We start from the raw sequence: 5,730 nt of genomic DNA, 5'->3' as shown, positions 1-5,730 counted from the left end.
ATTTTGACAAATAAGTCTATTTCATAAAGTAATTACAAATCAGACAAGCGTAAAAAAATTACTTAGGCTGTTAGACAATTATCACTACTTAGTTTAGCGAAATGCTGACAGCCAATTAAGTTGGACGCTTTATCAAAAGGAGTTTGATATGAGTTTTAAAATTGAAAAAATCCATCACGTGGCCTATCGCTGTAAGGATGATAAAGAAACCGTTGGATGGTATAAAAAATATCTCAATATGGATTTTATCTTAGCATTCGCTGAGGACCATGTCCCCTCGACCAAAGCCTTTGACCCTTATATGCATGTGTTTTTAGATGCCGGTAATGGCAATGTCTTGGCGTTTTTTGAAGTACCCAATCAACCTGAAATGGGCTTTGACCCCAATACACCAAGCTGGGTACAACACCTAGCCATGAAGGTAAAAGACCGCGATGCCTTAATAGCGGCAAAAAAGCATTTAGAAGCAAATGGTATTGACGTGGTTGGCGTGACCAATCACGGTATTTTTCATTCTATCTATTTCTTTGATCCTAATGGCCATCGTATGGAACTCACCTACGATGATGTTACCTCAGAAGAAAAAGTCTCGATGATTACGGAAGAGATGAAGCACGAGATGCTATATGAATGGTCACGTACCAAACGTGCACCCGCTCATACGCAGTTTTTACACGCAGAAGAACTCGCTGAAGCAAGAGACGTGGCGCCCGTTGGTGAGTAATAGCGTCAATTTATGCAATAGTTAAAACTTACTTTATTCACTAATTAAGTTAGATAGCAAGTTTTGACTAGGCTATTTGATAGCGTCGCGCAATGGCTAGTATTTGCTCAACCCCGTTATGTTGCTCACTCATTGGTAACTGCTCGGTGGTACCAATGATGGTAATGGCATATTCTAATGGCAAGCTTTCAGCAGATGGTTTGTCATTAGCCGTTAGTTGATTGTTACTAAGCGGCTGATTAGTAGTATTGCTTTCTAGTGGCGGCACAAGCACTGGAATGGTAATGGCATTAATCCCCATCAGCATATCACCGGTAACCGTGGCATAGCCTTGGGTAAGAATTTTGGCGCGCAACTGGTTAAAATTCTGCCATCGCTCTGCGATAATGTCATTATCATTTGTCTGCCATTCAGAGATAACCAATGGCTTAATAATCGTTTCTGGCTGATAACTGGCAAACAGCTGCCCTGTCGCTGATGTCGTCAATGGCATACGCGAACCGATACGAGTGATGATACTAATCGGGCTGTCTGGCTCAACCGATTGAATGATAATCGGACCTTCGCTAAACCATTTGGCAATTTGAACCGCACAGTTTATCGTGTCTTTAATCTCTGTTGCCACATGCGTCAGGCGCTCTAATAGATTGTGTTGATTGAAGTCCGCATGCCCAAGCGAATTTCCTCGAGCGCCAAGCCCATAACGCCCATCACTTAGCTTACGTGCATAATTTTTACGAATAAGGCTGACCAAGTAGCGATGACACTTTGCTGGATGCATTTGTACAGCTTGAGCGACGTCCTTTAACATCATAGGCTTATTTTGATCGATAAGAACATCTAACACCGACAATCCAACCTCAAGTGACTGCACGCCACCTTGGTTTTTATTGGTAGTAGGATTGTCTGGCAGGTTTTCAGATACGGGCATGTTTTGCTCAATTAATTATTTACTTTATCAATAATTATACCCATTTATATACCCAACAAGACAACATAATAAAAGGAATAAATAATGATGACATTTTATGGCTATTTTCGCAGTAGCACGTCTTACCGTACGCGTATCGCGATGAACCTAAAAGGCTTAGATTATGATTATATTGCGATTAATTTGGCGCAAGATGAACAATTAAAAAACGAATTTTTATCGCTTAATCCACAAGGATTGGTACCTGTTTTACAAGCCGATGACTTGCTGTTATTTCAAAGTCCCGCTATCTTAGAATGGTTAGAAGAGGTTTATCCTAAAAATCCATTATTGCCTAAAGACGCTGCGGGGCGTATGCAAGTACGGGCGTTAAGCGCAATGATTGGCTGTGATATCCATCCGCTTAATAACCGCCGTGTTTTACAATATCTACGCAATGAGCTGTCGGTAGATGAAGCTGAGGTCATAAAATGGTGTAATCGCTGGATAAGTGAAGGTTTTGCTGCGTTAGAAAAACGTCTGGTCGCTGACAAAACTCGCGGGAAATTTTGCTACGGTGACAGCCCGACCTTTGCAGATTGTTATTTGATCCCGCAAGTTTCTTCGGCGCGGCGTTTTGAAGTGGACTTAAATCCTTACCCAAATATTGTCCAAATTGACGCCCATTGCCGCACGCTAAAAGCCTTTGCTGACGCCGACCCTATGCGGCAACCTGATGCACCAAACGCTTAACCTCAAAGAAATAACCTCTAAAAAAGAACTGCCCTTAATTTAGAGGTTATTAAATAGGGATAACTTTCTATTTATATCGCTGCTCAAATTTTCATCTCTTTTTGCGTGACCGCCACTATCTTAATAGGTACCGCACATAGCCATGACATGCCCCCACTACAATAAAAGCAGCCATTTTTAAATGACACGATATAAGCGGTAAAATCATTACCACATTGATCCTTTATCGCCTGCTCATCACTTTCATCATCGACCGCACACCATACGCGCTTATAACCTCGTTTAAGTAGCGCGCGGGTTAAATCGCTCCCTTTTAGCTCATTATTCATACCAAGCTCCTTAGCTATCCTGCTTTAGCATTACTCAATCCATAAGAATGACGCGAGCTCTAACAACTTCCTATTTTATTAAAAATAATACTCCATAGGTCGTTAAATTGATTAACAACTCATTATTCTACTAGTAACTCTAGTGTAAAACGTTAGCAGCAAAACTGTAACATATGATAGTAATATTCCCGACAGACGGTAGGTATTTAAGGACAAGCGGTATAAATTTATACTTTTTTACAAGGTGCGCCTTATTTAAGGATAGATAAAATAATGAGCCCAAAATTAAGCTCAGTCTTTTATAATTTCTATTAGCAATATAGGCTAAAACTCATAATAAAATCAGGTAAAATAGTGGTTATGACCGCTCTTATTCAACCTACTCCTCGTAAAATTATTCATATCGATATGGATGCTTTTTATGCCAGTGTGGAACAACGCGACTTTCCTGAACTGCGCGGCAAGCCCCTAGTCGTTGGTGGGGATCCAAATGGTCGCGGCGTGGTTGCGGCGGCAAGCTATGAGGTGCGTCAGTTTGGTGTACGCTCCGCCATGTCGTGTTATGAGGCGCGTAAACGTTGCCCAGATGTCATATTTGTGCAGCCGCGTTTTGATGTCTACCGCGCGGTCAGTCAAGATATTCGCCGTATTATGCACCGTTTAACGCCGCAAGTTGAACCATTATCGTTAGATGAAGCCTATCTTGATGTGACAGGATTGAGCGTACATCACGGCTCAGCCACGCTAATGGCAAATTGGCTACGAGCACAGATTTTAGTGCAGACGGGGCTTAATGCGTCTGCAGGCGTGTCGTTTAATAAAATGCTCGCCAAGATTGCCTCTGATATTAACAAACCTAATGGTACGGCAGTTATCACGCCAGCGGAGGCCGACGCCTTTATTAGCGCGTTGCCCATTGAGCGTTTTCACGGTATTGGTAAAGCGACTGCTCGGCGCTTGCATGCGATGGGTATCAGTAATGGCGCTGACCTGCGACGCACGCCCGCTGCGCTATTGGTCAATGAGTTTGGCAAGCGCGGTCAGTTTTATCACGACATCGCTCATGGCCGTGACGAACGCCCCGTTAAATCGCAGCGTACACACAAGTCGGTAGGCTCTGAGACGACTTTTAGGGATAATTTGAATCAAGATGACGAGCTACGCAGACAAATCTATGAGCAAAATACCGATGCCTTTAATCAGTTACGCAAAAAACAGCTCATCGCCTATACCATTACCCTTAAAATAAAATACGCTGACTTTACCCAAGTTACGCGCTCACATACTTTATCTACCGCTTTTGATAGTGCCGAATCTGCCCATTACTGGCTTGATAAGCTATTTTTAGATATTCCGCGCTTACTGCCTATCAGGCTTGTCGGGGTGACGTTTTCTTCATTGATGCCTGCTACTCAAATCTTGCCACAGTTAGATTTGTTTGAATAATGGCACTTTACTTGCAAAGATAAAGATAAATTTTAAGTACTCAATAACTATTGCTTAGGCTATTTAATTTATTTTCAGCTTTAATATGAACGGTAGCAGCTTAGGAAAACGTTCTTTCATATCTGCATTTCTGCTACAATTACGTCAAAATCTCCATCTACTGAAAGACTGACTATGACTGATTCTCAACCTGTAAACTTAGATACGACTTGCACCGATACTGCTGACAAAAATCTTGACAAGAGCAGCGTTAAAATCACTAATAAGATGCTAGATAAAAATGCTGAAACTTTAGAATATCTGAGTGTTGATGATTATGATTATGAACTGCCGGACAGCTTAATTGCTCGTTATCCTCTAGCGCAGCGTTCGGCGTCAAAGTTACTTTATTTAGCCACCAATCAGCAAAAAGATAGCGACAGCCAGATTATAGACAAACAATTCTCTGAGCTAGCCGATCTGCTCAATGCGGGCGACCTAATTGTCTTTAACGACACCAAAGTCATGAAAGCGCGCTTGTTTGGGCAAAAAGATACGGGCGGTAAGATCGAAGTGCTGATTGAGCGTTTGGTTAACATTTCAGATTTAGATAGCACAGTCTTACAGCTAGAAACGACAGATGGCAAGAGCATTAACCAAGAGCATATCGCCCTTTGTCATGTTAAAGCCAGTAAAGCACCTAAGATTGGGCAACGACTAGAGATTGCTGATGGTCATATGCAGGCTGTGGTCATAGGTCGTCAAGAAAACTTATTTATCTTAGCTTTTGAAGCGCCGATTTTGCCAGATTTAGAGCGTTATGGTGAGCTGCCTATTCCGCCCTACTTTGAGCGCCACGCCGATGCGACTGACAATACCCGTTATCAGACGGTTTTTCATGATCCAGCCAAACTTGCCAGCGTTGCTGCACCGACGGCCAGCTTGCATTTTGATAAACTCGTCCTAGATAAGCTGGCTGCTAAAGGCATTAATACTGCTTTTGTTACCTTGCATGTAGGGGCTGGTACGTTTGCGCCAGTCAAAACCGACAACTTACTCAATCACACCATGCATAGCGAATACGCTCATCTGCCTCAAGTTACCGCCGACCTCATCAACCAAACCCATGCTAATGGCAAACAGGTGATTGCAATAGGCACGACAGTGACGCGCGTCCTTGAGACCGCTTATCAAAAAACAGCGGTTAATGGACAAGCGCTTTCTAGCTGGGCGGGTGATACTGATATCTTTATTTATCCTGGGTTTAGATTTGGTGTGATAGATAAACTGCTTACGAATTTTCATTTGCCAAAATCTACGTTACTCATGTTAGTGTCTGCATTTGCAGGTAAAGCCCCGATTGAACAAGCTTACCAACATGCTATTGATAACCAATATCGTTTTTTTAGCTACGGTGACGCCATGCTCCTTGATAAAAAAGTAAATGTGCAAGCATGAACATTAAGCAAACAATAAATATATTGCTTATAACGTTGGCGAAATAAACTGGTAAACTAAACGCTATTTTGTTATAACAACATAGTTAATACTTATTTTTAAAGGGCTGCACATGTCTTGTCATTTACCTC

The 5,730-nt window shown here is 42.1% G+C and carries 6 protein-coding genes; 4 read left to right on the top strand and 2 right to left on the bottom strand.

The window, feature by feature from the left end:
* Nucleotides 1-148: 148 nt before the first annotated feature.
* Nucleotides 149-724, top strand: a complete 576-nt coding sequence (locus tag V7D75_RS02695; protein WP_333613299.1) for a VOC family protein — start codon at nucleotides 149-151, stop codon at nucleotides 722-724.
* 67 nt (nucleotides 725-791) lie between these two features.
* Here the strand turns inward: V7D75_RS02695 and V7D75_RS02690 are convergent, their stop codons facing one another.
* Nucleotides 792-1,655: an IclR family transcriptional regulator gene (locus V7D75_RS02690; protein WP_333613298.1), complete on the bottom strand. Its 864-nt coding sequence runs from the start codon at nucleotides 1,653-1,655 to the stop codon at nucleotides 792-794.
* 87 nt (nucleotides 1,656-1,742) lie between these two features.
* Between V7D75_RS02690 and maiA the strand changes: the two genes are divergently transcribed.
* On the top strand, nucleotides 1,743-2,387 hold the full coding sequence (gene maiA / locus V7D75_RS02685) for a maleylacetoacetate isomerase (protein ID WP_442968906.1): 645 nt from the start codon (nucleotides 1,743-1,745) through the stop codon (nucleotides 2,385-2,387).
* A gap of 83 nt (nucleotides 2,388-2,470) precedes the next feature.
* Here maiA and V7D75_RS02680 read toward each other — a convergent pair whose 3' ends face one another.
* Nucleotides 2,471-2,716 (bottom strand): hypothetical protein, encoded by a 246-nt coding sequence (locus V7D75_RS02680; RefSeq protein WP_333613296.1) that lies wholly within the window; start codon nucleotides 2,714-2,716, stop codon nucleotides 2,471-2,473.
* Nucleotides 2,717-3,076: 360 nt separating this feature from the next.
* On the opposite strand from V7D75_RS02680, the gene dinB reads away from it, so the two are divergent.
* On the top strand, nucleotides 3,077-4,162 hold the full coding sequence (gene dinB, locus V7D75_RS02675; RefSeq protein ID WP_333613295.1) for a DNA polymerase IV: 1,086 nt from the start codon (nucleotides 3,077-3,079) through the stop codon (nucleotides 4,160-4,162).
* Between the two features lie 174 nt (nucleotides 4,163-4,336).
* Nucleotides 4,337-5,599 (top strand): tRNA preQ1(34) S-adenosylmethionine ribosyltransferase-isomerase QueA, encoded by a 1,263-nt coding sequence (gene queA, locus V7D75_RS02670; RefSeq protein ID WP_442968905.1) that lies wholly within the window; start codon nucleotides 4,337-4,339, stop codon nucleotides 5,597-5,599.
* Nucleotides 5,600-5,730: the final 131 nt, after the last annotated feature.

The sequence above is a fragment of the Psychrobacter sp. genome (assembly GCF_036731945.1).
Lineage (GTDB): Bacteria > Pseudomonadota > Gammaproteobacteria > Pseudomonadales > Moraxellaceae > Psychrobacter.
This window is presented reverse-complemented; position numbering and strand designations above follow the sequence as displayed.